25 protein-coding genes are annotated in these 24,388 nt (G+C 67.6%); 13 read left to right on the forward strand and 12 right to left on the reverse strand.

All coding sequences use genetic code 11. The features are described from left to right. Positions 1–10 precede the first annotated feature (10 nt). Positions 11–1,198, forward strand: a complete 1,188-nt coding sequence (locus tag OG716_RS31090; protein WP_405134053.1) for a PPE domain-containing protein — start codon at positions 11–13, stop codon at positions 1,196–1,198. Next, positions 1,195–2,022, forward strand: a complete 828-nt coding sequence (locus OG716_RS31095; RefSeq protein ID WP_405134054.1) for an ESX secretion-associated protein EspG — start codon at positions 1,195–1,197, stop codon at positions 2,020–2,022. Before OG716_RS31090 ends, OG716_RS31095 begins: the two co-directional genes overlap by 4 nt. 186 nt (positions 2,023–2,208) lie before the next feature. On the opposite strand, the gene OG716_RS31100 is transcribed toward OG716_RS31095, so the two are convergent. The 3 genes from OG716_RS31100 to OG716_RS31110 form a co-directional block, all read right to left on the reverse strand. Continuing rightward, positions 2,209–2,871 carry a histidine phosphatase family protein gene (locus OG716_RS31100; RefSeq protein WP_405134055.1) on the reverse strand — a complete coding sequence of 221 codons (663 nt, stop codon included), beginning with the start codon at positions 2,869–2,871 and terminating at the stop codon, positions 2,209–2,211. Next, positions 2,868–3,785 (reverse strand): prephenate dehydratase, encoded by a 918-nt coding sequence (gene pheA / locus OG716_RS31105; RefSeq protein WP_405134056.1) that lies wholly within the window; start codon positions 3,783–3,785, stop codon positions 2,868–2,870. Before pheA ends, OG716_RS31100 begins: the two co-directional genes overlap by 4 nt. Positions 3,786–3,931: 146 nt before the next feature. Further along, positions 3,932–4,357, reverse strand: coding sequence for a hypothetical protein (locus tag OG716_RS31110; RefSeq protein WP_405134057.1), 426 nt, complete (start codon positions 4,355–4,357; stop codon positions 3,932–3,934). An 83-nt stretch (positions 4,358–4,440) separates the two neighbouring features. Here OG716_RS31110 and OG716_RS31115 point away from each other — a divergent pair, with 83 nt between their 5' ends. The 4 genes from OG716_RS31115 (at position 4,441) to OG716_RS31130 (ending at position 8,116) form a co-directional block, all read left to right on the forward strand. Beyond that, the gene (locus tag OG716_RS31115) at positions 4,441–5,211 is read left to right on the forward strand and encodes a DUF2470 domain-containing protein (protein ID WP_405134058.1); all 771 of its coding nucleotides are present in this window, start codon (positions 4,441–4,443) and stop codon (positions 5,209–5,211) included. Between the two features lie 34 nt (positions 5,212–5,245). Further along, positions 5,246–6,040, forward strand: coding sequence for a CPBP family intramembrane glutamic endopeptidase (locus OG716_RS31120; protein ID WP_405134059.1), 795 nt, complete (start codon positions 5,246–5,248; stop codon positions 6,038–6,040). 49 nt (positions 6,041–6,089) lie between these two features. Then, positions 6,090–7,475 carry an LCP family protein gene (locus OG716_RS31125; protein WP_405134060.1) on the forward strand — a complete coding sequence of 462 codons (1,386 nt, stop codon included), beginning with the start codon at positions 6,090–6,092 and terminating at the stop codon, positions 7,473–7,475. Positions 7,476–7,567: 92 nt separating this feature from the next. Further along, positions 7,568–8,116 (forward strand): ferritin, encoded by a 549-nt coding sequence (locus tag OG716_RS31130; protein ID WP_405134061.1) that lies wholly within the window; start codon positions 7,568–7,570, stop codon positions 8,114–8,116. 124 nt (positions 8,117–8,240) lie between these two features. On the opposite strand, the gene OG716_RS31135 is transcribed toward OG716_RS31130, so the two are convergent. The 4 genes from OG716_RS31135 to OG716_RS31150 all read right to left on the reverse strand — a co-directional run bounded on the left by OG716_RS31135 (position 8,241) and on the right by OG716_RS31150 (position 11,673). Continuing rightward, on the reverse strand, positions 8,241–9,155 hold the full coding sequence (locus tag OG716_RS31135; RefSeq protein ID WP_405134062.1) for a DUF5926 family protein: 915 nt from the start codon (positions 9,153–9,155) through the stop codon (positions 8,241–8,243). A 231-nt stretch (positions 9,156–9,386) separates the two neighbouring features. Next, positions 9,387–10,154, reverse strand: coding sequence for a glycerophosphodiester phosphodiesterase (locus OG716_RS31140; protein ID WP_355125440.1), 768 nt, complete (start codon positions 10,152–10,154; stop codon positions 9,387–9,389). Next, positions 10,151–11,269 (reverse strand): DUF4328 domain-containing protein, encoded by a 1,119-nt coding sequence (locus tag OG716_RS31145; RefSeq protein WP_405134063.1) that lies wholly within the window; start codon positions 11,267–11,269, stop codon positions 10,151–10,153. Before OG716_RS31145 ends, OG716_RS31140 begins: the two co-directional genes overlap by 4 nt. 32 nt (positions 11,270–11,301) lie before the next feature. Then, positions 11,302–11,673: a rhodanese-like domain-containing protein gene (locus OG716_RS31150; RefSeq protein WP_405134064.1), complete on the reverse strand. Its 372-nt coding sequence runs from the start codon at positions 11,671–11,673 to the stop codon at positions 11,302–11,304. Positions 11,674–12,041: 368 nt separating this feature from the next. Between OG716_RS31150 and OG716_RS31155 the strand changes: the two genes are divergently transcribed. The 4 genes from OG716_RS31155 (at position 12,042) to OG716_RS31170 (ending at position 15,731) form a co-directional block, all read left to right on the forward strand. Next, positions 12,042–12,653, forward strand: a complete 612-nt coding sequence (locus OG716_RS31155; protein ID WP_355125434.1) for a hypothetical protein — start codon at positions 12,042–12,044, stop codon at positions 12,651–12,653. A gap of 289 nt (positions 12,654–12,942) precedes the next feature. Continuing rightward, positions 12,943–13,566 carry a superoxide dismutase gene (locus OG716_RS31160; protein WP_297611090.1) on the forward strand — a complete coding sequence of 208 codons (624 nt, stop codon included), beginning with the start codon at positions 12,943–12,945 and terminating at the stop codon, positions 13,564–13,566. Between the two features lie 568 nt (positions 13,567–14,134). Continuing rightward, complete coding sequence (locus OG716_RS31165; protein WP_327143015.1) at positions 14,135–14,671, forward strand: peptidase; 537 nt, start codon at positions 14,135–14,137, stop codon at positions 14,669–14,671. A 319-nt stretch (positions 14,672–14,990) separates the two neighbouring features. Then, positions 14,991–15,731 carry a TMEM165/GDT1 family protein gene (locus OG716_RS31170; protein ID WP_405134065.1) on the forward strand — a complete coding sequence of 247 codons (741 nt, stop codon included), beginning with the start codon at positions 14,991–14,993 and terminating at the stop codon, positions 15,729–15,731. A 1-nt stretch (position 15,732) separates the two neighbouring features. On the opposite strand, the gene OG716_RS31175 is transcribed toward OG716_RS31170, so the two are convergent. Continuing rightward, the gene (locus tag OG716_RS31175; protein WP_405134066.1) at positions 15,733–16,383 is read right to left on the reverse strand and encodes a TetR/AcrR family transcriptional regulator; all 651 of its coding nucleotides are present in this window, start codon (positions 16,381–16,383) and stop codon (positions 15,733–15,735) included. Between the two features lie 28 nt (positions 16,384–16,411). Beyond that, positions 16,412–17,323, reverse strand: coding sequence for an SDR family NAD(P)-dependent oxidoreductase (locus tag OG716_RS31180; RefSeq protein WP_405134067.1), 912 nt, complete (start codon positions 17,321–17,323; stop codon positions 16,412–16,414). Between the two features lie 341 nt (positions 17,324–17,664). Between OG716_RS31180 and OG716_RS31185 the strand changes: the two genes are divergently transcribed. Next, positions 17,665–18,432 (forward strand): SDR family NAD(P)-dependent oxidoreductase, encoded by a 768-nt coding sequence (locus OG716_RS31185; RefSeq protein ID WP_297611074.1) that lies wholly within the window; start codon positions 17,665–17,667, stop codon positions 18,430–18,432. 230 nt (positions 18,433–18,662) lie between these two features. On the opposite strand, the gene OG716_RS31190 is transcribed toward OG716_RS31185, so the two are convergent. From OG716_RS31190 to OG716_RS31200, 3 genes are all read right to left on the reverse strand, one after another. Beyond that, on the reverse strand, positions 18,663–18,863 hold the full coding sequence (locus OG716_RS31190) for a cold-shock protein (RefSeq protein WP_405140032.1): 201 nt from the start codon (positions 18,861–18,863) through the stop codon (positions 18,663–18,665). A 349-nt stretch (positions 18,864–19,212) separates the two neighbouring features. Next, on the reverse strand, positions 19,213–21,165 hold the full coding sequence (gene htpG / locus OG716_RS31195; RefSeq protein ID WP_405134068.1) for a molecular chaperone HtpG: 1,953 nt from the start codon (positions 21,163–21,165) through the stop codon (positions 19,213–19,215). Then, positions 21,162–22,811 carry a TM0106 family RecB-like putative nuclease gene (locus OG716_RS31200; protein WP_405134069.1) on the reverse strand — a complete coding sequence of 550 codons (1,650 nt, stop codon included), beginning with the start codon at positions 22,809–22,811 and terminating at the stop codon, positions 21,162–21,164. Before OG716_RS31200 ends, htpG begins: the two co-directional genes overlap by 4 nt. A gap of 403 nt (positions 22,812–23,214) precedes the next feature. Between OG716_RS31200 and OG716_RS31205 the strand changes: the two genes are divergently transcribed. Beyond that, positions 23,215–23,856 (forward strand): DUF6474 family protein, encoded by a 642-nt coding sequence (locus tag OG716_RS31205; protein ID WP_405134070.1) that lies wholly within the window; start codon positions 23,215–23,217, stop codon positions 23,854–23,856. A 58-nt stretch (positions 23,857–23,914) separates the two neighbouring features. Next, positions 23,915–24,385 carry a hypothetical protein gene (locus tag OG716_RS31210; protein ID WP_405134071.1) on the forward strand — a complete coding sequence of 157 codons (471 nt, stop codon included), beginning with the start codon at positions 23,915–23,917 and terminating at the stop codon, positions 24,383–24,385. Positions 24,386–24,388: the final 3 nt, after the last annotated feature.

The following is a 24,388-nucleotide window of genomic DNA, read 5'->3' on the forward strand; positions in this document are numbered from 1 at the left end:
AACACTTCGAATGACGCTGGGAATCACCGGGGTGTTCTGGCTGCCCCGCATGGCAGAACTGAACTCCGTCACCTTGAACGCGGGCGCGCACGCCGTTCCGATCGCCGCCGCGGGCACCGCCTGGGGCGGGCTCACCGCCGCCTGGGTCGATGCCACCACCACCGTGGCCCGGGTCATGGCCGAGGTCGGCGTCGGACTGCAGGGCGTGAACGGGCTCAATGTGCTGGCCCGGCTCACCGGCTTCACCCTCTGGTCCGAACAGCAGAGCGTGCAGGCCGCGGTCATGGCCGCCAAGGCCGCCGCCAATGTGACCGCGTACACCGTGGCCTCGATCATCATGCCGAGCCTGCCCGAGATCGCGGCCGTCGAGGCCGCGCGGGTGGCGGCGCATTCCACCGGTGGCGCGCTCAATGGCACCGCCGAGGCAGCCGAGGCCGCCAAGCTGGCTCTCGATATTCGGGCGGCGCTGGTAATGGAGACGTACGAGGCTGCCACCACCGTGCTGGTCAGTACGCCCGGTGAGTTCTTCATGCCTCCGCCGATCGCCATGGGGGCCGGATCGGCCAATGGCGCCAATGCTTTCGGGGACGGGTCCGGTGATCCCGTTCAGGCGGCGCTGGCCGCGGCGGCCGGGCTCGCCGATAATCCCGCGGTGCTCAGTGCCATGAGTCAGGCGGCGCAGGTTGCCGGGACCGTGGTCACCACGGGGGCGACCGGTGCGGGCAATGTGGCGAGCAGTGCGATTACCGCGGTGGCCAACGGACTTACGCAGGGGGCGGGCACGCATCTGCCGTCCGTCGCCGAGGCCGGAGTGGCTGCTGCGGGCGTGGGCGGGGCGGGGCTCAGCACCAGTGCGGTGTCGTTCGGGGGTGGTGGCGGTTCCAGTGTGCGCATCGGAAACGGAGGCGGCACACTGAAACTCCCCGAGGGCTGGGGTGCGGGCGCCGGAATCGGGGGTGGGGCAACAAATGTCGCACCGGTGGCCGCGCCGATCGCGGAACCCGTTGCGGTGGCGCCGAATGCGTCGGGCGGTGCGCCCGTGCGGCCCGCCTCGAGCCCGCTGCTCGGCAATCGGGGCGGCGGTGCTGAGGACGAGACGCACGGCGGCAACGACTACGGGCGCTCGGTGGAGCATTTCGCCGACGGGCGGGCCATCGCACCCGCCGTTATCGGCGGCGATCACGAGGACCATCGGTGACCGTGCTCGGCGCGGGCCGGGGGCCGTCCGTGCTGCGGGCGGTCACGCTGTCTCTGGACGAAATGCAGTATCTCCAGGAAACATTGGCGCTGGACGAGCTGCCGGTGGTGCTCGACGCCATGGGGCGCTACGACAATGCCACCGCACACGATGCGGCCATGGCGGCGGCCGCGGCAACGCTGGCCGAGCGCGAACTGCTCGACGGTGGCGAGGTGCATCCGGAGCTGGCCGAGCGGCTGCGCGTGCTGTACCGGCCGCACTGGGTGGTGGCGCTGCGCTGGTACGTGGACGGGCAGGTCAACCGGTGCTGTGTGGCCAAGGGCGACGATATCGAAGTGATCGCGCTGCGCGGGCCGCAGTCGTATGTGCTCGACGAGGCGGGGCATGATCTCGCGGGCACGCTCATGGCCGCCCTGGGGCCGGCCGAGCCCCTCGCCCTCGACGGCATGAACGCTCCCACCGCGGAATTGGCGCCGATCTTCGACGAGGCCGGGGACTCCACCGCCACCGCACACCGGCTCGCCCGGGTGGGCAACCCGCCCCGCGACGCGAAAACCCTTGCCGCCGCCCTGGTTCAGGTGCACTCACACGCCGAGATCGCCGGCGTCATCTACGGCGACGGCACCCGCGACACCGCGGACAACCACATCGCCGTCTTCAACACCCGGCACGGCCGCTTCCTCGCCACCGCCAGCCGCGCCGACGACGGCACCCTGTGGACATCCCTGGCGACCGGCACACCGGCCCGCCTGCGCACCGCGCTACAAGACCTGATCGCGGAACTACCCCTGCGACAAGAGTTCCCGACACCCCACCTCAGCTGAACCGCTCCAGTTCACCCGAGCGCGACTTCTCTTCCCCTCGTCATCCCGGCGCTTTCGGCCGGGATCCACACCAGTGGTCTGTGGGTCGCGATGAACCCCGGCCGAAAGCATGCCGGGATGACGGGGCGTGAGAGCGGACCGGATGACCGGGGGCGTCTGGCCCAGGTTTCTACGGGCGGATCTGCGTCAGCCCATGGGGTCGTCGCCGGTGGGGGCGGCGTCTTCGCCGAAGGGTGGGGTGTAGGTGCCCCAGCGGGTGCATTCCCAGCCACCACCTGTCGTGGGGACCAGTTCGATGGTTTCGGTGTTGTCGAGGTGGTTGTTGGCGGCGAAACGTCTTGGGACGGAGGCCAGTTCGCGGGAGATCAGGCGCATGGCGGCGCCGTGGCTGACCAGGATGATATCGGGGGCTTCCGGGTCGGTCAGGTAGTCGTCGCGCAGGCGCTCGAGGATCGGGACGTAGCGGTCGAGCACCTCCATGCCGGATTCACCGCCGGGCACCCGCAGGCTCAGATCGCCGAAATGCCAGGCGTGGTAGACATCCTGGAACTGCTCGTGCGCGGCCTGGGTGTTCAGGCCCTCCAGCTCACCCACCTGCACCTCCTGCAGCCCCTCCAGCACCTCGAGCGGAGTGCCGGTGGCGGCCTCGATATAGCCGCCGGTCTGGCGGGCGCGCAGGGCCTCCGAGCAGAACAGTCGCTGCGGCGGGGTCGTGAGCGTGGCGCCGAAGGTTTTCGCCTGCGCCACACCGCGTTCGGTCAGCGGCAGTCCCGGCAGCTGGGTGTCGAGCAGCTTGGCGACATTGCCTTCGGTCTCCCCGTGCCGCACCAGAATCAATTTGCCGGTCACAGGTCGGCCACCCCTTTCTTCAGATCGGCCAGCCAGGCCGCCGCGGGTTCGTCGGCGGGCGGCGGAGTGCCGATCGCCGATGCCGCCGGCCAGGATCCGAGGAAGCGGATCCGGGCGGCGGTGCGGTGCAACGCTTTCAGCGCCTCGGCCACCGCGGTGTCGTCGATATGGCCGACACAGTCCAGATAAAAACGATAGGTGCCCATACCCGTGCGGGTGGGCCGCGATTCGATACGCGTGAGATCGATGCCGCGGGTGGCGAATTCGGCGAAGGCCCGCATCAGCGAACCGGGCTCGTTGACCAGCTCCAGCACGAACGACGTCCGATCCGCACCGGTGCGCGGCGGCGCGGGCTGCGGCGGCGCGACCAGGACGAACCTGGTCACCGCCTGATCGTGGTCCGCCACACCGGAAGCCAGCACCGCCAGCCCCATCCGCTCCCCCGCCAGCGCGGTCGAGACGGCGGCATCGGCGTGCCCGGCCGCGACATCCTCCGCCGCGGCGGCATTCGACGCCGAGGTGTACATCTCCACGTCGGGCAGCCGGTGCGCCAACCACATTCGCACCTGGGCGGCCGCGACCGGATAGGCCGCCATGCTGCGCACGTCCGTCAGTTCGATGCCGGGGCGCCCGACAATCGTGAAGGCCACATCCAGTTCGGTCTCGGCGATGATCTGCAACCGCGGCCCGAGCGCCAGCGCGTCCAGCGTCGGCGCGATCGATCCCTCCACCGAACTCTCGATCGGCACCACGGCGCCCTCGACCTGCCCGGCCCGCACCAGTTCGATGGTCGCGCCCTGACTCGGCGCGGGGACACGCTCGACAGGCCCACGGAAGGCTCCGGTGGACTCGAGTTTTGCGAGGGCCATCTCGGTGAAGGTTCCCGACGGCCCGAAATAGGCGATACGCGGCACGAGTACGACTGTATCTTCTGCCTCCGCTTCGCTCCGGCGGGTTCGCGGCCCCGGGCGTCTCGTTCTTCCCTCCCTCCGCTCCTCCGCTTCGCTCCCCCGCTCCACTCAGTCCAGAACGAGACGGGCCGCGAACTCGGAGGTTGCCGTCAGGAAGTAAGGGCGGCCAACGCGCCCGAGACGGTGTCCGGGTTATCGGTTTCGATGGCGAGCAGGACGGTGCGAAGTGCTTCCACGGCGGGTGGTTTCAGGCCGGTCAGGAAGGCGATGTCGGGTTCGGTCAGGGCGGCGCGAATGTCGTCGCCGATGAGGGCGGCCACCGTTGCGGCGATGAGCGCCACGGCGCGGTCGCCGGAGTCGGTGCGGGCGATGAAACCCGTGTCGCTATGGGCGATTCGGACGAGAAATTCGGACACGAGCTCGTCGTCGGCGGCGAGATCGAGGATTTCGGCAGGGCCCGGATCGGCGGTGATCGGACGGACGAGACCGTCGGTAATGCCCTGGACGCCCGGTTTTGCGGGGACGCTCAGTTGCATCAGGACCGGTTCGGAGGCGGGGGCGGAATCGTGCGGCACGGGTCAACGGTAGCGAGTGAACAGCTTGCGCAAGATCACACTCTGACTTAGCTTAGGTTTACCTAATTCATTTGGAGGTTGGCATGCCACATACGGCACCGGTCGTAGCGCCCGAAACCGCCGAACGCGTGCACAGCGCGTGCGCCCACGCCGAGAGCGCCATGCTGGCCCTGCCCGGCCTCGACCCGGTCCCCACCTCGGTGCATCTGCTGCGGCAGTGCGGGGACACCGTGCTCGCGGTGCCGTCGAGCTCGGTCGCCGCCCTCCTGGTCGGCGGCTGCGGCACCACCGGCTCGCCCGCCGTCCTGGAACTCACCGACCACGCCCCGCTACCGCTGCGCGAACCCGTGCGCTCGCTGGTATGGCTGCGCGGGTGGGTGCACGCCGTACCGGGCAATACCCAGCGCGCGCTCGCCTCCGCCGTGGCCGAGGACCATCCGCACCCCGCCCTGCTCGATATCGGCTACACCTCGACGCTGCTGCGCCTGGTCGTGGACTCCGCGGTCGTCGCCGACACCTCCGGCGCGGATTCGGTATCCCGCGAACAACTCCGGCAGGCCCAGCCCGATCCGTTCTGTGCCATGGAAGGCGCCTGGCTGCAGCACCTGCACGCCGATCACGCCGATGTCATCGACCGCCTGGCCCGGCATCTCCCGGCCCACCTGCGGCGCGGGGCGCTCATCCACCCGCTCGCCATCGACCGCTACGGCGTCACCCTCCGGGTCGAAGCCGTCGAGGCCGATCACGATATCCGCGTACCCTTCGCCACTCCCGCGCATGATGTCGAATCGCTCAGCCGCGCGGTACAGACCTTGGCGGGCAACCCGTTTGAACAGGGCATCAACCGCATCTGATCAAAGTGCGGCCGGCGCACATAGATTGGCGTCCATGAATTCGGCTGCCGAGTCTGAACCCCACTGGCCCGCTCCGGTCAATTCCGAACAGGAGCGGCGGGCGATCCGGCTGGAGATCGCGGTGGTGCTGGTCATCACCTTCGGATTGAGCGGAGCCAGCGCGGCGCTGTCACTGCTGGAGAGTGCGCTCTCACCCGGCGGGGTCGGCGGTCAGACCGTGGCCCTGAATCCGTCGCGGGCAGCGCAGTCGACCATCGACCTGCTCTTCCAATTACTGAGCGTGGCTCGACTACTCGGGTGGGCGGCGCTGGGGCTCTACCTGTTGTGGCGCAGCGGAATCGGACCGAAGCTGATCGGCCTGGCCCGACTGCACCGGCGACCGGATGTGCTGCCGGGGCTGGTCCTGGCGGCGGTGATCGGAATACCGGGGCTCTGCCTGTATCTGGTGGCGCATGCCCTCGGAATGAGCGTCACCATCGTGCCCGGATCGCTGGATCACTGGTGGCGGCTACCGGTGCTGGTGCTGTCGGCGTGGGCCAATTCGGCCGCCGAGGAAGTGCTGGTGGTCGCGTATCTGATCACTCGATTGCGGGCCCTGGGGTGGTCCGAGGACCGGTCGCTGCTGGCGTCGGCGCTGCTGCGTGGCAGCTATCACCTCTACCAGGGCATCGGCGGCGGGATCGGGAACCTGGTGATGGGACTCATATTCGGGCGCTACTGGCAGCGCACGAATCGGCTCTGGCCACTGCTGCTGGCACACGCGCTCATCGATACGATCGCCTATCTCGGGTACTCGCTGCTGCGTGGACACGTCTCCTGGCTGCCGTAATGCGATCGAGATGAACCCTGAGGCGGGTTGGATCAGTAGTCTTTCGATGATGAACGGCGATGACCCCAAACGCCCCCACCAGGGGCCACCACGGCCCGGTGTGGACCCCACCCGGGTCATTCGGCGCAATGAACCCGGCCCGCCACTGGCATGGTCGGAGGCGCCGCCGATCGTGAACAATCCACGCAACCCGCCGCCCCCGCGCAACCCGGGCGGGCCGCCGCGCAATCAGCCTCCGCCGCACCGGAATCAGCTGCCGCCGACGCGTGATCCGGGCGGGCCTCCGCGCGGTGCGGGAGCACCGCCGCGCAATCCGGTTCCGCCGCAACGCGATCGATACGGCGAGCCTGCGGCCATGTCGCATGCGCCGACCCAGCAGCCGGTGCCCTTCCGCGAGAAGCCGCCGACACCGCCGCCGCCCGCGCTGCCCACCAAACGCGGCGGCAGCGGCGATCGTCCGCCACGCGGGCCCAAGCCGAAACGCAAGCGGCACTGGTTCCGCTGGATTCTCGCGCTGCTGGTTATTCTGCTGCTGCTGCCGATCGCCGCGGCGGTCTACGTCGAACAGAATCTGAATCGGACCGACGCGCTGGCCGGCTACTCCGGCCGGATCGGCGACACGCCCGGGACGAATTGGCTTCTGGTCGGTTCCGACAGTCGCACCGGGCTCACACCGGAGCAGGAGCAGGCCTTGGCCACCGGCGGCGATGTCGGGAGCGCGCGCACCGACACCATCCTGCTCGTGCATATGCCCAAATCCGGGCGTCCGACACTGGTCAGCCTGCCGCGCGACTCCTATGTGAGCATTCCCGGCCACGGGAAGGACAAGCTCAACGCGTCCTTCGCCTTCGGCGGCGCGCAGCTGCTGGTACAGACCGTGGAGGGCGCGACCGGTGTGCACATCGACCACTACGCCGAAGTCGGCTTCGGTGGATTCGCGAGCATCGTGGACGCCGTCGGCGGTATCGATATGTGCCTGGACCAGCCCATGCAGGATCCGCTCGCCGGAGTGGACCTGCCCGCGGGCTGCCAGAAACTCAACGGCAGCCAGGCGCTCGGTTTCGTGCGCAGCCGCGCGACCGCCCTCTCCGATCTCAATCGCATGCTCAACCAGCGGAAATTCCTGAACGCGCTACTGAAGAAGGCGGCGAGTCCGACCACGCTGATCAACCCGTTCCGGGCGTGGCCGCTGCTGCAGGGCACCACGAAGGCCCTGCAGGTGGACAAGGGCACGCATGTCTGGGATCTGGCACTGCTGGGCAAGGCGCTGGCCGGCGATCCGATAGCAACCACGGTGCCGGTCGGCGGGTTCGAGGATGTGGACGGCAGCGGCAATGTATTGCTGTGGGACAAGACGCGGGCCAGTCAGTTCTTCGAGGCGCTGGCCAGCGACAAACCGATTCCGGCGGACCTGGTGACGACAACCGGCAATTAAAGAAGATTAGGCAATACTTGCCTCAATAAGGCTGCACTCAATAAGGTTGTACTTGGATGACACGCATTCTGACCAGGGCTAATGTCTTCCCCATGTCCAGCCGAACCCAAACCAAGAGCAGCAAGTTCCACGCCCTGCTGCAGGATCAGATTCGCAACGAATTCAATGCCGAGCACCAGTATGTGGCCATTGCATTGTGGTTCGATCACGCTGATCTGCCGGTCCTGGCCAAGTATTTCTACAAGCAGGCTGTCGAAGAGCGCAATCACGCGCTGATGATCGCGCAGTACCTGCTCGACCAGGACTTCATCGTCGAGGTGGCGAATGTCGATCCCGCCACATCGCAATTCGAGAATGCCCGTGAGCCCATCGCCCTGGCCCTGACTCAGGAGCAGGCGGTCACCGAGCAGATCGTGGCGCTCGCCAAGACCGCCCGCGAAGAGGGCGACTACCAGGGCGAGCAGTTCATGCAGTGGTTCCTCAAGGAGCAGGTCGAGGAGGTCGCGACCATGAAAACCCTCCTCACCGTCGCCGAGCGGGCCAGTGCCAATATGTTCGATCTGGAGAATTTCGTTTCTCGCGAAATGAGTTCTCCGAAGGATGCTTCGGGCTCGCCGCACACCGCCGGCGGCGCGCTGTAATTCCGGCTTGACGCAAAGGCCCGGTCCCGTACGGAGGACCGGGCCTTTTTGCTGAGCTGTCGAAAAGGCTCCGGGCCGTTAGCCGGAGGGGAAACCCTCGGCAAACGGCCCGCGTACCGCACGATCAGCGCAGCGTGACCTGACGCGAACGCAGACCGTCGCGCGAACGCCGCTCCTCCGAGCTCATCGGCTCGTCGTTCTTCAGGGCAGCCGCCAGACGAGCGCCGAATTCCTTTGCCGCCGGCTCCCATTCGACCGCGTGCCGTTCCGGATCGAGGTCGAAGACCGGGACCAGCAGGCCGTGCGTGCGGAACGAGCCCGCGAAGCGCGAACCCTCACCCAGGTGCAGTTCACCGGCCGCGTGCAGCCGCGCCAGTGCCAGCATGAGCTGGTCCTCGTCCTCCGGGCGGACCCAGCGCAGGTGCGCCTTCTCACCGGCGTCGACCCACCAGGCCGCACCGACGGCATCCGCGCCCAGGTTCAGGCGGGCCGACGGCATGATGGCCAGATTGGCCTGCTCGATGGTGGCGGCCACCTGCCTGTCCGGGGTGACGCCCTCGGGCACCCACCAGTTGAAGTCCTGATGCACGGTCAGATCCAGGGCCGCATTGTCGAGCACGTCCGAAAGGCTCGGCGCGCCTTCGACAGTCGCGCCCGCGAGCGATTCGCCCGGCTCGGCCGACTGCGTCCACAGAATCGCGGTCGCGAGATCGGCGGCCGGATTGCCCGAATGGAACTGCACCTGCGTGCCGACGAAACCGATCGGCTCTTCGCCGGCCCGCACCAGCGCGGCCACCGCACCCGGCAGCACCGTGGCGAGGGTGACGGCACGCTCGGCGGCAATGCTCGGCGACAGCTTCAGCGTGGCGGTCGCCGACGGTACGAACTCCCGTAGCGCGACGAGATCACATTCGGCAGCCAGACCCTCGAACGGCCGCGTAATCGTCTGCGACGCCTGCTCCTGCTCGGCCCGGCGCGCGGCCAGCTTCTCCGCCCGGTTGCTGTCCGGCTTGGGACTGTTGCGCTTGCTCTTACCCATAGCTGGCAAAACTACAGGGTGCGCCGGGACCGGCCACCGACGGCGCTGGCCGTTTGCGGGCCACCGACCGGTCGCCCTCATCGAGAACGAATTCCCGACGCCGAATCAGGGTTGCACCGCGCCCGGCGCCGGCATCGGGCGACCGCGAGCCCGAGGGATATTGCGGCAGTGGGAATTTCGGAACCCAGCACCCCACCCGTTTGCCGGGTCCGGCGGCTCGATGCGGGCCGGTCAGGCCGCCGGGAGCAGGCCCTTGGTGCGGCCCGGGTGGTTGGTGGCGACCCAGCTGACGCCGAGGTCGGCGCAGAGGCGGACGTCCTCCGGATCGTCGACGGTCCAGACGTAGGTGGCGCGGCCCGCGGCGGCGGCCTTGTCGACCAGGTCGGGGTGTTCGCGCAGGGTGCGGACGGAGGGGCCGATCGCGGTGGCGCCCACGGTGGTTGCCGCGCCGCCGGAGAGGTAGAGGGAGGACTCGCCCAGCAGGACGGTGGGCAGCAGCGGCGCGGCGCGGCGAATGCGCCAGACCGCGGTCGCGGCGAAGGAGATCACCACGGCGCGTGAGTGATCGGCGGAGGCCGGGGCGGCGATGCCGTAGCGCTGCAGCTCACTGAGCAGGGTGGTTTCGACGAGGGCGCCGAAGCGGACCGGATGCTTGGTCTCGATGAACAGCTTGGTGGGACGGCTCTTCCAGTCCAGCACCAGTTCGATGAGTTCGGCCAGGGTCAGGACCGCGGCCGGTTCCCCGTCCGCACCGAAATCCAGGGCCTTGAGCTCCTCGAGGGTCATCTCGCTGACCGCGCCGGCACCGTTGGAGGTGCGGTCCACAGTGCGGTCGTGCACGCAGACCAGCTGCCCGTCCTTGGTCAGGCGCACATCGCATTCGACCCCGTCGGCGCCCTCCTGCAACGCGAGTTCGTATGCGGCGAGGGTGTGTTCGGGTCGCGCTGCCGACGCCCCCCGGTGCGCCACCACGAACGGTGCGCGATTGGCCGGGCTCACTTCGCCAATACCTCCTCGTGCTCGGGTTCCGGCGCCCCGTCGGCGGACGCTGTCGCGGTCTCCGGATTCTGAACGGTCGCCTCATCATTCCCGACAGCGTCGTTCGGCGCGCGCCGCCCGGCGCCCTCGGCCCCGGCCGGGTGCACCGGTTCGATGACCGAGGTGGCCGGAGTGGTCGCGGGCAGCCAGCGCGTGATCCTCGCGGGACGCCCACGCAGGTCCACACCGGCGAAGGCGCGCACCAGCCACAGTGTCAGCACCGCGACGCCGGCCGCGGCCAGATCGGCCCATACGGTGACCATCACGCCGTCGGCACGCGCCTGCAGCGAACTCGTGAACCGGTACAGCACCGCCGCGGTCACCAGCACCGCATTGAAAACCCAGGCGGCCCACCAGATGCGGACGGCCCGCAGCAGTCGCGGATCGTCGTCGCCCTCGCGCACGGCCTCGGTGAGGAACACGCCCGCCCACACCAGATTCACCACCGGGACCAGGCAGCCCAGGAACAGTTCGAAGCGCGGCCGCGGATCCCGCCGTCCCACACCGGCATACGCGGTGCGGCGGGTCTGTGCCAGCCAGCCGACCAGCGCCACCGCCGTCACCAGCGCCGCCAGCGCGGCCGCGATGGCGGAAACCGTCACCGCCCCATCGGATATCCACAGCAGCGCGGGCTGGATCAGGCGGGTGCGATTGCGCAGCAGAATCCCGTAGCGGCCGAGTTCGGCGAGCGCGGCCACCCCGTAGACGATGGCGGTGGTGATCAGCAGCAGCGGCAATCGGGCGATCAGGGTCTCGAAGCGGGTGCGCGGCGCCACCGATTCCTGCGGCAGCCGATCCTGCAACCCCCAGCGCGGAATCTGCGTGTAGCGCGGCGTCTCCGGTGCGACGGGCCGCCGGGACGGCTGCGGCGGAGCGGATTTGCGGCCCGGCGGGCGCGCCACCCAGCGGTAGTTGCGGCGCGCGGGCGGCGCGTCCACCGCCGCGGGTGAGAGCAGTACGCCATGGCAGCGCGGGCACCAGTGCAGTGGTTTACCCTGCACCGCCCAGCGGGCGCCGCAGCGGGCGCACGGCTGTACCACCGCGGATCGCGGATCTGCCACGTGTCCCCCGTTCATTCGCTCCATCATTCTGCGCTGGTCGATCGTCGCTAGTAGATCTTCGCTTCGTCACCGTCGCCGGTGAGCGGTCGTCCGGCAAGCTGCCACGCCACCATGCCACCGGTGACACTGAAAGCGTCGAAACCGACATGCGTCAGGTACTGCACCACCGGGAGCGAACGGCCGCCCTGGCGGCAGACCACGTATATCTCGGCGTCGTAATCCAATTCGTCGATGCGGGCGGGCACATCGACCATGGGGATGTGCAGGGCGCCGGGCGCGTGCCCGAGCGCCCACTCATCGTCCTCGCGGACGTCGAGGAGCAGGGCGGGAGCGGGTGTGCCGGGCGCCCACGGCCGCGCAGCATCGAATTCCGCAGGCACGGCGTCGATGGGGACCGAGGGGACATCGGAACTGCTCACGGTTTCGATCCTGCCACGGGCGCCGAAAGGCCGTGGAGTTCTGTCCCGGCGAAGCGTCCAGAACTGGCGGTTCGTTCTGCCGGACGGTACCCCGTCACACGCCCCGAAGCAGGGGCGCTACGCGGGGGCTCGATGTAGTTATCCACATAATCCACAACCTGATCCACAGGTTGAGAAGTGACGGAAAGACCCGGAAAGTCCGGTCAACCGATCCGAAAAGTCCCCTCCACCGCTCGGAGCGGTCGACCCGACATCTAGTAGGACGGCCCCGGTCAGCGATCGGTTCCGCGCGCCCCGGAAAAAAACGACATACATACATAAAAACGGAATTCCTGGGCTCAGCCAGGCAAGATCGGTAGCCTGGCGCTATGACTGTGAGCAGGGGGCTACTCGACGGACTGGACATCACCGGACTCAACACCGCACTGTCCGAGGCGACATGCCTCGGAATCGACGTCGACGCGGCGGCCGGAAAGTTTCGGCTGGAACTCGACGTCCTGACACTTCCCGTCGACGGGCCACCGCCGGCAGATTGTGATGTGTACCTGTCCCTCACCGGGATCAGCCGCGTCGCCGCCTCGCTGCGCCGCCAGCGCTGGGACGACCTCGACCCGGTGGTACTGCCGCTCGAACTGGACGGGCTGCACGACGCCGTCAACAGCTTCGGCGGCGGCGGACTGCACGGCTGGGAATTCTTCGACCTCGACGACAACGCGTGGACGCAGTGGCGCAAACTGCTCAGCTTCGACACCGTCCTGAACGATCGGCCCGCGGCTCACATGCTCGAAATCTCGCAGGAAGAGGGCGTCGATCCACGCGAACTCGATGTTCGAGTGTGGTTCGAGGGCATCACCGTGCAGGACAAGAAGGGCACGGAGATTCCGCTGTCCGACTTCATCGCGGGTGGTGTGCGCTGGTGGCAGGCACACGACGCCGGCGACCCGCGCACCATGCGACCGAATATCGTGCCGCCACTGTGAATATCGTGCCCGCACTGTGAAATCCGTTGTGAAATAAGCGTGAATTCGTGGGGGCCGCGGCCCCCACGGCCGTCACCCCTCAGTTTCAGCGACGGCCGTCGAGGTATGCCTGTACCGGCCCGGCTCCAGTTGTGATCACCACTGTTCCAATGGTTGGGAAAGTGTCGTGAGCACCGGAATGTAGGGGCACGCAGCCCGGTTGCACGGGAGCGGGTGTACGAATGATGGTTGGGTGCGCCTAGGCAAAGGCCCCGGGCACACAGCCCCGACACACTGAGGAAGGGACATCGTGGCTGAGTACACGCTGCCAGAACTGGATTACGACTACAGCGCCCTGGAGCCCCACATCTCCGGGCAGATCAACGAGATCCACCACTCCAAGCACCACGCCGCCTACGTCGCGGGCGCGAACGCCGCATTGGGCAAGCTGGAAGCCGCCCGTGAGTCGGGCGACCATGCCGCCATCTTCCTGAACGAGAAGAACCTGGCGTTCCACCTGGGTGGCCACGCCAACCACTCCATCTGGTGGAAGAACCTCTCCCCCAACGGTGGCGACAAGCCGGTCGGCGAGCTCGAGGCCGCCATCGACGACCAGTTCGGGTCGTTCGACAAGTTCCGCGCGCAGTTCACCGCTGCCGCCAACGGCCTGCAGGGCTCCGGCTGGGCCGTGCTCGGGTACGACACCCTGGGCCAGAAGCTGCTCACCTTCCAGCTGTACGACCAGCAGGCCAATGTGCCGCTGGGCATCATCCCGCTGCTGCAGGTCGACATGTGGGAGCACGCCTTCTACCTGCAGTACAAGAACGTCAAGGCCGACTACGTGACCGCGTTCTGGAACGTCGTCAACTGGGCCGACGTGCAGGACCGCTTCGCCCGTGCGACCCAGCAGGGCAAGGGTCTGATCTTCGGCTGACAGCCGTAGGACTGACGTGGGGGCTGATGCCCCCACACCCCCGAAGGGGGAGGAATCGGGGGCATGCCCCCGAACCCCCGGAAGGGATGTCGTGGGGCTGTGCCCCACACCCCCTGACCGAGGGGCCGGGGACGCAGCCCCTGGACCCTCGACCGGGGTACGGGAGTAACCGCCCCTGACCGCGGACGGAGTTTCGGGGACGCAGCCCCTGAAGCTCCGGCGGGGTCGGGGACGCAACCCCTGAAGCTCCGGCGAGGTCGGGAACGCAACCCCGCAAGCTCCGGCGAGGTCGGGAACGCAACCCCGCAAGCTCCGGCAGGGTCAGGGACACATCACTGGGACTCTGGCCAGCTTGGGGACGCAAGCGCCCTGAAGCTCCGGCCAGTTTGTCGAAAAGCCCGCGAACCATGTTGGTTCGCGGGCTTTTTGCGTTTTCCCTGGTGGGTGTTCGACGGACACGCCGGGTGCTAGCACTCTTTGGTACTTGTGTGCCAGTCCTGGATAGGTACAAACTCGAGTACTAGGACGGGCAGAGCCGCCCCGGGATCGTCATATCGGGAGGCACGCGATGAGCGAGCAGATCGGTGTATTGCCCTTCGTTTCATCAACACAGGAGTCGGGCGGCGCGCTTCGCGGGTTCGTCATTTCCGGTCGGTGGCCGGATTCCACGAAGGAATGGGCACAGCTACTGGTGCTGGCCGTGCGGGTGGCGAGTCTGCCGGGGCTGCTGGCGACCACAACGGTGTTCGGGGCCCGGGAGGAGCTGCCGGAGGATCCCGAGCCGGGGATGGTCGGATTGGTCATTGCCGAGGGCACCGTATTGGGCGCGTCCGCGCTGCTGCCCGGAAGGTTTGCCGCACATGTGCCACCGGCCTTGATCCTGCTACATCCGCCGCGCGAAACGCGGCCGTCGCTGCCCGAGTGCTCGGGCGCGGCCTCCGGCACCCTGCTCCTGCCGGGGCTGCCGCATCTGGGTCTGGAACATCGGGCGGCCTGGGTGGAAACGGATACCGACGGGTCCGTGACATCCATGGTGAGCAGGGTGGGAGTGGATCCGATCAGCGATCCCGACACCGCGGTTCTGGCCATGCTGCTGGCCGCGTGAGGGCACACCTGCCGGACGTGTAAGGGCACCCGAAACCTTGCGGCAGCGTCTCCAAACTTATTGCGCGCATTGCGATTTCGATGACATCGGTTTGGCGATGCCGGATTTGCCGGGGTAGTATCGGCGGCAGCGAAGGGGAGTAGCCCCCAATTGCGTAGTCGACATACTGATCCTGCTCGGGTCCGGCTGCGTGAACCGGTGGAAGTTTCCGGTGGGCGAGACCTTCGGCCAAGACAAACCAAACCGATTTTTGGTTCGGGTGTCGGCTGAAGCGCCCCCGCATTCATGCCGACAGGCCGGAGACCTGGGAGCCGACACTGTGATCACCACGATTTTGCTGAGCTTCGGCGCACTGTTCCTCGCCGAGCTGGGCGACAAATCGCAACTCATGGCCCTGACATTCGCGCTGCGCTACCGCTGGTGGGTGGTGCTGAGCGCGATCAGCGTGGCGAGTGTGCTGGTGAACCTGATCGCCGTCGGCGTCGGCCACTTCCTGGGTGCGGCGCTGCCCACCACCGTCATCTCACTGTTCGCCGCGGCCACCCTGATCGGTGTCGGCCTGTGGACACTTCACGAAATCCTGTCCGGCGCGGATGACGAGGCCGAGGCCGAAACCGCGCCGCCGCAGACCAAGTCGCGGTCGGCCTTCCTGGTGGTGCTGTCCGCCTTCCTGCTCGCCGAACTCGGCGACCGCACCATGTTCGCCACCATGGCCCTGGCCACCAAGAACGGCTGGGTAGCGGTGTGGATCGGCTCGGTGCTCGGCATGGTCGCCGCCGGCGGGCTCGCGATTCTGATCGGCGTGACGGTCGGCAAGCATGTGCCGGAACGGCTGATCGCGCTGTGCTCGGGCCTGCTGTTCCTGTACTTCGGCGCGGCGACGCTGCTCGACGTACTGGCCCCCGGACTGGGGACACCGGGCGCGGCGGCAGTGGCACTGGTCCTGCCCGCGATCGCCGGAGTGGTGCTGCTGCTGCGCCGGCGGGCCGGCACGCCCATTCCGGCGCGACCGGACAGCGAGGATCTCCCGGACCGCACTATCGAGGAGCGGACCGCATAGTTCAGTCGGCGAGGGGCACGGCGCCGAACAGGCCGCCACTGCGGCGCACCAGGTTCAGCAGCGGGTCACGCAGGGCGCGCAGGCCCTCCACATCACCGACGGCAATGCGATTGGTGACCATGGCGCTCAGTGCGGCCACCAGGGTCTGACAGGCGAAACGCTGCTCTTCTGTATCGGCGTCCAAAATATCGGCGACGACCGCGACGAAGGTTTCCTGCAGTTGGGTGCGGCGGGCGATGGCCTCCGGGCCGACCGCGTAGACCTCGACGAGGAATACCCGCGCGAACGCGGGTTCGGCGGCGAGGGCGTCCAGGTAGGAGCCGAGTACCCGTTCGATGCGCTCGGTCTGGGTCTCGCCGTCGAATTCGGCGCCCGTCGCGGCGAAGATGCCGGTCAGCATGAGTTCCACGGCGCGCTCGAAGGCGGCCTCGAAACAATCTTCCTTGGAACGGAATTGCTCGTAGAAGGTTTCACGCGAAACACCGGCGCGCTTGATGACCGCCGCGACCGGTGTTCCGACATAACCGTTCTCGGTCATGGCCTCGGCCATGGCCAGCAGAATGCGGTCGCGCTGCGCGGCGACCACCATCTCGCGGGGGAGACCGTGCCGGCCGCGAGGCAACTGGCGAGCGGTTACTGCCGAATCGGTCATGCGGTGAACTCCGTTGGGCCGTAGCGGTTCAGGCGAGCTTTCCCATTCTGCGGGGGCGCGCCGGTTGCTCGGTGGTGAATGCCACCCGCTCGGTCCGGGCAACTTCCAAGCCGGTCTCGACCCCGTGGCGCAGAGCGTAGTCGACAACACGCTGTCCGACGCCGCGGAAGCTCAGGATCAGGCCGACCCAGTACGGCGAGAACACCTTGCGGGAGCGCCGGGCCAGGGCGCGTTCCATGGCGTCGATGGCCGGACCTAGCGGTGCGGTGCCGGAAACGGTATTGCGGCCGAGGATGTCTCGCGCGGCATCGGTGCCGAAGCCGCGGCTGGTCATATCGGTGTCGAGTTCGGCGAAATAGGCCATACCGACCTTCGCGCCGGTGTGCCGCAGTTCTATGCGCAGGGTGTCGCCGAGGGCCTCCACGGCGGCCTTGGAAGCGCTGTACGCACCCGCCAGGGGTAGGTGAATGGCGGCGGCCAGGGAGGACACCAGCAGCACATAACCGCCGGGGTGCGCGATGTGCGGGCCGGCGGCGCGCAGCGTGTAGTAGACGCCGAGCACATTGACGGTGAGGGTTTCCTCGAGCACGTCCGGCTCGCCGCCGAGCAGGGAAAGCTGGCGGGCGATACCGGCATTGGCAACCACGGCGTCGAGACCGCCCAGTTCCGCGGTGAGCGAGTTGACCACTCGCTCCACCTGGTCCTGATCACCGATATCGCAGTAGCGCCAGGGTGCGTCGCCGCAGTCCGCGGCGACCTCGGCCAGGAGGGCCTCTTCGATGCCCAGTAGTGCCACCCGGGCACCTCGGGCATGCAGCTGCCGGGCGAGGGCCGCACCGATGCCGCGAGCGGCACCGGTGATCAGGATGCGTTTGCCGGCCACCGACTGGGCCGGGCCTAGGAGACCACGGCGCTGGCGTCGGGCCGTGCTGGCGTTCATAGGACGAGATTAGCACTCAACGAACACATGTGTTCGCAAACCGCAAAGTCTGACCCACAAAGACCCCCGCCCCCTTCGCAAACACCCCGAGCTTCGCGTTCGTCCCCACTCTGGACTGAGTGGACCAAGGTCGAGCGCCCGAAATGCATCCGCCCCAAGTTCGTGGCCCGCCCGGTTCTGGACTGAGTGGAGCGGGGGAGCGAAGCGGAGGAGCGGAAGGAGGGAAGAACCGGGTAACAGGGCCGCGAACCCCGCCGGAGCGAAGCGGAGGCAGATATATACAGTGCTTGTTGACGGAGGGCCAGTGAGAGGGCGCTCCACAGTCGAGAGGACCAATCACCGTGGAGATTTCCGGCTCCGCCGCCATCGTCACCGGAGGTGCGTCCGGCCTGGGCGCGGCCACCGCCAAGCGCTTCGCCGACGCCGGTGCCACCGTGTTCGGGTTCGACCTGGCACAGTCGATCGAGCGCGCGGGCGACAGTGTCCCCGCCGGTGTCACCCTGATCCCGACCGATGTCACCAGTGGTGACGAGGTGGCCGCCGCGGTCGCCACGGTCGTCGAATCCGGTGTGCCGCTGCGTATCGTCGTCAACTGCGCCGGTGTCGGCTGGGCGGGTCGCATCCTGTCCAAGAACGGCCCGCACGACCTCGAGCTGTTCCGCACGGTCATCACCGTGAACCTGCTCGGATCCTTCAATGTCATGCGCCTGGCCGCCGACGCCATCTCCAAGACCGAGCCGGTCGACGAGTACGGCCAGCGCGGCGTGGTCATCAACACCGCGTCGGTCGCGGCGTTCGAGGGCCAGATCGGGCAGATCGCCTACTCCGCCTCCAAGGGCGGCGTCGCCGGCATGACCATTCCGGCCGCACGTGACCTGGCGCAGTTCGGCATTCGCGTCAACACCATCGCCCCCGGCATCATCGACACCCCGATGCTCGCCGGTGTCACCGAGGAGTACCGCAAGGGCCTCGAGTCCGGTGTGCCGTTCCCGTCCCGCCTGGGACGCCCGGACGAGTACGCGCAGCTCGCGCAGTACATCACCGAGCACGACTACCTCAACGGCGAGACCATCCGCATGGACGGCGCCCTCCGCATGGCGCCACGCTAAGCTCCCCCGCCTCCCCGGAACTTCAGCGCACGGCCGAGTGCCGTCGCCAGCCGGTTACGCGTAGGAACGGCTAGGTGCGCAACCGATTTCGGGGGTACCCGGGGAGTTACCGGGACCTTCCGAGATCAGTTGTCACGACTGGAGAACAAGACCCGCACCGGAATCCGGTGCGGGTCTTGGTGTTTCACGAGTTCGGAGTGCGCGGGTTGATCAGCGCATATCCGGGAGTTTTACTCCGGGCGAACGGCCGCTGCCTGCGGACCTTTCTTGCCCTCGGTGATTTCGAAGCTCACGGCCTGGCCCTCTTCGAGCTGGCGGTAGCCGTTGCCTTCGATTTCAGAGTAGTGAACGAACACATCGGGGCCGTCCTCGCGGGCGATGAAGCCGTAGCCCTTCTCCGCGTTGAACCACTTGACGGTGCCCTGAACCATAACTTTCTCCTGCTGAATGTTGCATCGGCCGCCGCGGTCACGGCGACCGGGTCGAATCCGTAGCGACTGCTTGCAGGTCGCTCGAAACGATCGGCAGGCCACTTGCAGCTTGCCTGGCAAGAGAAGCGCCCGCACGATGTTCAGCGCGAGCATGTAAGACACGAACACGAAAAACTTACGACCAAGCAGTACAACGCACACCCGGCCGGGGGGAGTTCCCAGAACCATCGAAAAAATTACCGGCGTCACATCCGCGCGAGATCGGGCATGACCGAAAACCGCTGCCGCACAGTTGCACCCCCGGTGATCGAGCCACCGGGGGTGCGACAGGGACGAGATGTCGTGCAGGTCAGAGCGTTCGGGCCAGCCGATCGGCCAGGATACGGGCGAAGTGCGCCGGATCCGCGAGCACACCGCCCTCGGCGAGAACCGCTGTGCCGTAGAGCAGTTCGGCGGTCTGGGCGAGTTCGGCGGGCTTGTCGGCCTCGTCCGCGACCTTGGCGAACGCTTCACGCAAACCGGTGACCAGCGGATGTGCCGGATTCAGCTCCAGGATGCGCTTGGAGTCCGGCAGCTGCTGACCGGAGGCGCGGTACATGCGCTCCAGCAGCGGAGTGAAATCGAACACATCTCCGACGATGCAGGCCGGGGAGGTGGTCAGGCGGGAGGTCAGGCGGACCTCCTTCACGGTGTCGTCCAGGGTCTGCCGCAGCCAGCCGAGCAGATCGGCGTAATCCTTGTCCTGCTGTTCACGCAGCTGCTCGGAGGCCTTCTTCTCCTCCTCCGATTCCAGATCGATCTCACCCTTGGCAATGGACTGCAGCGGTTTGCCCTCGAACTCCGGCACCGAACCGACCCACATCTCGTCGACCGGATCGGTCAGCACCAGCACCTCCAGGCCCTTGGCCCGGAATGCCTCGATATGCGGGGAGTTCTCGATCTGCTCGCGGGATTCGCCGGTCATGTAGTAGATCCCGGTCTGGGTCTCCGGCATCCGCGATACGTACTCGGCCAGCGTGGTGAGCTCGTCGGTCGCATGTGTGGACACGAAAGACGAGACGGCCAGAATGGATTCGCGATTGTCCTGATCGGAGAGCATGCCCTCCTTCAGAACTCGGCCGAATTCCCGCCAGAGGGTCTGGTACTTCGACTTGTCCTCGGCGCCCTGCAGCTCCTTGATCGTGGACAGCACCTTCTTCACCAGGCGCTTGCGGATCATCTTGAGCTGCCGGTCCTGCTGCAGGATCTCGCGAGAGACATTGAGCGACAGGTCCTGTGCGTCCACCACGCCCTTGACGAAGCGCAGGTACTCGGGCATCAGCTCTTCGCAGTTGTCCATGATGAACACCCGCCGCACATACAGCTGCACGCCGCGCTTGTGCTCCCGGGTGAACAGGTCGAACGGCGCGGTCGAGGGCAGGAACAGCAGCGCCTGATACTCGAAGGTGCCCTCCGCCTTCATGGCGATGGTTTCCAGCGGGTCGTCCCAGGCGTGCGAGACGTGCTTGTAGAACTCCTTGTACTCGTCCTCGGTGACCTCGCTCTTGGGGCGGGTCCACAGCGCCTTCTGCGAGTTCAGGGTCTGGGTTTCGACGAGGGTCTTCTCGGTCTTGTCCTCGCCCTCACCCTCGGTGACGGTGCGCTCCACATCCATGCGGATCGGCCAGGCGATGAAGTCGGAGTACTTCTTCACGATTTCGCGGAGCTTCCACTCCATCGTGTAGTCGAACATGTGGTCGTCGTCGTCGACCGGCTTCAGGTGCAGTGTGACGGTGGTGCCCTGGGGGGCGTCGGTCAATTCCTCGATGGTGTAGGTGGAGCTGCCCGCGGCCGATTCCCAGCGGGTGCCGGTGGTCTCGCCGGCCTTGCGGGTGGTCAGCGCGACCTTGTCGGCCACCATGAAGGTCGAGTAGAAGCCGATGCCGAACTGGCCGATGAGCTCCTCGGCGGCGGTGTCGGACTTGTTCTCCAGCAACTGCTCCCGCATGGCGGCGGTGCCGGACTTGGCCAGCGTGCCGATCAGATCCACCACTTCGGCCCGGGACATGCCGATGCCGTTGTCGCGGATGGTGAGCACACGCTCGGCACTGTCGACCGCCAACTCGATGTGCAGGTCGGAGGTGTCCGCGACCAGGTCCTTGTCGCGGTAGGACTCCATGCGCAGCTTGTCCAGCGCATCGGAGGCGTTCGAGATCAGCTCTCGCAGGAAAGTGTCTTTGTTCGAATAAACCGAGTGGATCATCAACTCGAGCAGCTGATGAGTTTCGGCCTGGAATTCGAGCTCTTCAACGTGATCGGTCACGACGCGATATTACGTCCCGCGAAATCGGCGATGCCGGGAACCTCGGCATCTGCCCGGTTCGTCATCCAGTCCCGCAATACCTTCGTGGCCTGCACATCATCCTCGTTGTACTCGAGGATGCGGGTGCGCTGCGACATGTCCGGTTCGCTGCCGTCGTAGCCGACGCCCAGCCGGTACCAGCTCATGGACGCCTCGCCGCCGGCCTCCGGGTCACGCCAGGAGAAGCCCGCGACCGGGGCGATCTTCTTGAGGCCCTTGCCGTTCGGGCAGATGAACTGCTCGGAGACGGCCTGGAACATGTCCACCCACTGCGGGCCGTCGACGAACTTCTGGATCTCGCGTTCGGTGGGGATGCCTGGCATACCGGCAAAGCGGCGCGCCGACTCGTACAGCCACTTGTCCTCGGCGGTGCGCGAATAGCAGTAGGCGGCAAAGGTTCTGCCCGTCGCGGCGGCGTCGGCGCGGACCTGCATGAGCCAGGTCCAGAACTCGGCGAAGGAGCGGCCCTCGTCCTCGGTGGGTAGCGGGTCCCAGGTGACGAACGGGCGGTAGACGCCGTCCAGCAGCGTGCCCCACAGGTAGGCGCCGTGCTCCTGATAGCTCTCCAGGTCCACGTCCACCTCGACGTCGGCGCGCTGCACCCGCACCCGCTCCACCCGGCGGACCAGCGGTGCGCCGGTGGCCCAGGCGCGGGCGGTGACAACGGTTTCGGTGAACAGCTCGAAATGCCAGTCGTCCGGGGCGTCGCCGGTCCAGGCGGCCAGATCATCGATGGTGTCGACGCCGTGGCGGCGCAGCACCTCGGACCGGGCGCCCGGGGCCACCAGGCTCACATCGCGATGCGCGACCAGCCATTTCTCACAGCTCTGCGCACCCTCCTCAGGGGCGCGGGTGAACCACGGGCACTGACGGCACTCGGGCACCTTGGACGGAATGGTCGGCAGCTCACCGCGCACCACCGCGATGCGGTCGGCGTAGCGGCGGTCGTAATCGTCGAGCACGGCGCCCAAGTCGTGAATGAGGATGCGGTCGAAGGCATAACCGATGGCGCCGCCCGCCAGGGACGGGCTGGCCAGGCCGTGCCGCTGCAGCATGCGATACAGGTGCGCGAGGCGCTGCTGATCACGCGGCTGGGGACGGGTGCGCACATTGCGATCGGACTTCGGGCGCCAGTCGTAGAGGCTGCTCGTCATCGGATGGAAGTCGGCCGGATCGGGCTGGCGCGGATCGGTCACCTTGTGATTGACCACCACGATGGGGATGTACCCGCCGCGATCGGCATCGCGCCAGAGGATTTCGCAGCCGCCGCGGCGGCCGGTATCGGATTCCTGCGGCAGCAGTCCGCCCCAGATGCGTTCCGCCCCGGCCTCCATGGCGCGCATGGTCGCCTCGGCGCGGTGGCCCGCGGACTGGCCCGGCTCGATCACCGTCCACAGGTCCGGATTGGCTCCGACCAGCGTGTCCCGCACCTGAATCCGATGCGCGGCCGCCGCCTCCCGCCGCTGCTGCACACCGGCGTCCTCGATCACTCCGGTCAGCACCTGCGGATGGCTGGAGTCCAGCAGCAGCCGGTGCCGGCAGCCGATCAGGGCCCGCGCGTCCAGAAACGCGGCCCGCTCGCCATGGTCACCGATGCCCGAATACACGGTTGAAGTATGAACTCACCCTGTGACAGCAGAACCCGTCGCCCCGTCACAGCGCGGATTCATTACGGGGCTCCGCCCCCGAACCCCCCGAAAAGTGGAGACCGGGGGCCATGCCCCCGGACCCCCACAAGAGATCCGCAGCCCAGGTCGCGACCAACTGATTTCGTGAGATGCGGGTAACTCCCCAGCCACCTCCGACTGTGGCCACCTTGCCAACCGCCGGTCCGCGACGGCGGTCTTCCCGTCCCTGGCGGCAAAAGTTCCGGGGAGGCGGAAACAGGCACGGCGGTCGCCGTTCCGGAATGGCACCCGTTAGGGTGAGCGCAAACTGTGTTTCATGGGCGGACAGGCACTTCCCCCGGCCCTGTGCTGCCATGGCGAACCAGCATGACGGAGGCCATCTATGGGGTTGTTCACCAAGCGCAAGAAGAAGGCCGGACGGCGGGCCGAGGCCAAGGCGCTGAAGCACAAGGCCGGTATGGAGGCCAAGCTCGGGGCGCGCAACGAGCGGAAGCGGCATCGCGGCGAGGCGCGGACGCAGCGGAAGGTCGCGAAGGCGGAGATCTCCAAGTTGCAGGCCGAGGAGAAGGCCGCGCTGAAGATCGCAGCCAAGGCCGATCGGGATCTGTTCAGTGCCGCGCAGGTGCGTAAGTACCTGGGTGTGGCGCGGATTCTGCTGCCGGTGCTGGCGCCGATCGCCTATCGCGGGGCCACGTTCGTGCGCGGGCAGCTCGACACCCGGCGGGCGCAGCAGCTCGGCATCGGGGTGAATCAGCTCGGCGAATTCGCCGGTCCCGGTGCGAAACTGCAGGCGCGGCAGGTGAATGTGGAGAGCACGCTCGCCGAGCTCGAGCGCAAGAATCCGCAGGACGTCGACACCAAGCAGTTCGTGGCCGCCTCGCGCGACCGTCTCGAGAGCCTGTCGGCCGCGATTCGCACGGCCGCGCAGATGCCGGTGCAGCGGCGCCGTGCCGTGCACGCGTCGATCTCCAACGAGCTCTCCGGCATCGAAGCCGATGTGCTCGCGCGTCTCGGCGTGAACTGAGCCGTATCCCATGCACCGCCGCGCCGAATCCAGCACTGTCCGTGGTTGTCTCGCGGGCGTGACCATGGCGGTGCTGGCGGTGGCGGCGCACGGGGTGGCGGGTGGCGGCTATCCGGGGTCGACGGGGCTGGCGCTGCTGTTGCTCGCGGCCGGAACCATCAGCGCGCTGGCCGCGACACTGCACTCCCCCGTCGCCCTGCCCGCGCTGCTGGTGCTGGGTCAGCCCGTCTGCCATGTGGCGCTGGGCGGCCTGACACAGCACGGGCATGCCGCGGGGGCAATGGATTTCCTGGGTACCGGTGCTATGACGGCGGCGCACACCACGGCCGCGCTCGTCTTCGCCGTTCTGATTCTGGTGGCCGAGCGGCTGTATCTGCTTGTGTCGCAGACCCTTCGGGCGGTCCTGACCCGGCCTGCCGGGCGGCCGGTGCACTCTCCGGCCGGGCGCTGGGCCCCGGTCGTGGCGGCGGCGAAGCAGTTGCTCGCCCTGGGCGCGAACGGTTCGCGCGCCCCGCCGGTTGCGGTGTGACAA

It is taken from the genome of Nocardia sp. NBC_01388 (assembly GCF_045040085.1).
In the GTDB taxonomy this organism is placed as follows: domain Bacteria; phylum Actinomycetota; class Actinomycetes; order Mycobacteriales; family Mycobacteriaceae; genus Nocardia.

Coding starts and splice junctions, on each gene's coding strand:
- OG716_RS31145 (WP_405134063.1), bottom strand. CDS start 11,269: ATGAACGGGGGACACGTGGCAGATCCGCGATCCGCGGTGGTACAGCCG.
- OG716_RS31135 (WP_405134062.1), bottom strand. CDS start 9,155: ATGGGTAAGAGCAAGCGCAACAGTCCCAAGCCGGACAGCAACCGGGCG.
- OG716_RS31190 (WP_405140032.1), bottom strand. CDS start 18,863: ATGGTTCAGGGCACCGTCAAGTGGTTCAACGCGGAGAAGGGCTACGGC.
- OG716_RS31180 (WP_405134067.1), bottom strand. CDS start 17,323: ATGAACGCCAGCACGGCCCGACGCCAGCGCCGTGGTCTCCTAGGCCCG.
- OG716_RS31120 (WP_405134059.1), top strand. CDS start 5,246: ATGAATTCGGCTGCCGAGTCTGAACCCCACTGGCCCGCTCCGGTCAAT.
- OG716_RS31155 (WP_355125434.1), top strand. CDS start 12,042: ATGACTGTGAGCAGGGGGCTACTCGACGGACTGGACATCACCGGACTC.
- OG716_RS31165 (WP_327143015.1), top strand. CDS start 14,135: ATGAGCGAGCAGATCGGTGTATTGCCCTTCGTTTCATCAACACAGGAG.
- OG716_RS31130 (WP_405134061.1), top strand. CDS start 7,568: ATGTCCAGCCGAACCCAAACCAAGAGCAGCAAGTTCCACGCCCTGCTG.
- OG716_RS31090 (WP_405134053.1), top strand. CDS start 11: ATGACGCTGGGAATCACCGGGGTGTTCTGGCTGCCCCGCATGGCAGAA.
- OG716_RS31125 (WP_405134060.1), top strand. CDS start 6,090: ATGAACGGCGATGACCCCAAACGCCCCCACCAGGGGCCACCACGGCCC.
- OG716_RS31175 (WP_405134066.1), bottom strand. CDS start 16,383: ATGACCGATTCGGCAGTAACCGCTCGCCAGTTGCCTCGCGGCCGGCAC.
- OG716_RS31115 (WP_405134058.1), top strand. CDS start 4,441: ATGCCACATACGGCACCGGTCGTAGCGCCCGAAACCGCCGAACGCGTG.
- OG716_RS31205 (WP_405134070.1), top strand. CDS start 23,215: ATGGGGTTGTTCACCAAGCGCAAGAAGAAGGCCGGACGGCGGGCCGAG.